Here is a 966-nt window from a genome sequence, read left to right on the forward strand (position 1 = left end):
GGCGTTCCAGACCTTTGCGAGGCTCGCTGCATAATTATGTCCAGCGCTCAGACCCTTTCAGACTGTTTGGAAATTTGCGACAAAACCGATGGCCGAGAGGAAGACCTTCGGGCATCTGTCGTATCGGGTTGCCACGCGCCGCCAGTCCTTGAGCCTGCCAAACATGATCTCGATGCGGTTGCGCCGCTTGTATCGGCGCTTGTCGTATTTGACCGGTGTCTTGCGCTGCTTTCGGCCGGGGATGCAGGCTCGTATCCCCTTGTCCTGCAAGGCTTCCCGGAACCAGTCGGCGTCATAGCCGCGATCCCCGAGCAGCCAATCGACCTTTGGGAGGCTGCTGAGCAACGCCCGCGCCCCGATGTAGTCGCTGACCTGCCCTGCGGTGACGAACAGGTCGAGCGGTCGGCCCTGGCTGTCACAGATGGCATGCAGCTTCGTGTTCATGCCGCCCTTGGTCCGGCCGACGAGGCGTCCACGCCCCCCTTTTTCACGGCCAAGCTGGTCGCGGTGCGGTGCGCTTTCAGATAGGTCGCGTCGATCATCACGGTCTTTTCCTCGCCGTGGTCGGCGGCCAGCCCGATCATCATCCTGGCGAAAATGCCTTTCTCGCTCCAACGCTTCCACCGGCTGTAGAGCGTCTTGTGCGGCCCATACTCCCTGGGGGCATCTCGCCAGCGCAAACCATTGCGATTGATGAAGATAATCCCGCTTAGAACACGCTTGTCATCGACGCGTGGCTTGCCGTGCGACTTCGGGAAGAAAGGGGCAAGCTTGGTCATCTGCTCGTCGGTCAGCCAGTACAGGTCGCTCATGTCACCGCTCCGTTTTCCGAGCCGTGAATCACGTAGCACACTGAAAATCAATGCATCCTGACCCTAAGCCGATTTGTGCAACATGTATAACCGCCCCTTGCGCAAGAGGAATCTTCAAAGCTGATTTTGGCGCGTCACCGGGTGCTGACATGTA

Annotated in this window: 1 protein-coding gene; it reads right to left on the bottom strand. The window is 59.2% G+C overall.

Annotation, left to right across the window (positions count from 1 at the left end; translation table 11 throughout):
• Positions 1 to 57: 57 nt before the first annotated feature.
• Positions 58 to 812, bottom strand: a protein-coding gene (locus I9P22_RS24280) for an IS5 family transposase (RefSeq protein ID WP_199262791.1) whose coding sequence is annotated in 2 segments (ribosomal slippage) — positions 58 to 491 and positions 491 to 812 — 756 coding nt in all. Because the reading frame shifts where the segments join, the coding sequence is not laid out codon by codon here.
• Between the last annotated feature and the right edge of the window lie 154 nt (positions 813 to 966).

It is taken from the genome of Paracoccus binzhouensis, from assembly GCF_016446475.1.
Taxonomy (GTDB): domain Bacteria; phylum Pseudomonadota; class Alphaproteobacteria; order Rhodobacterales; family Rhodobacteraceae; genus Paracoccus; species Paracoccus binzhouensis.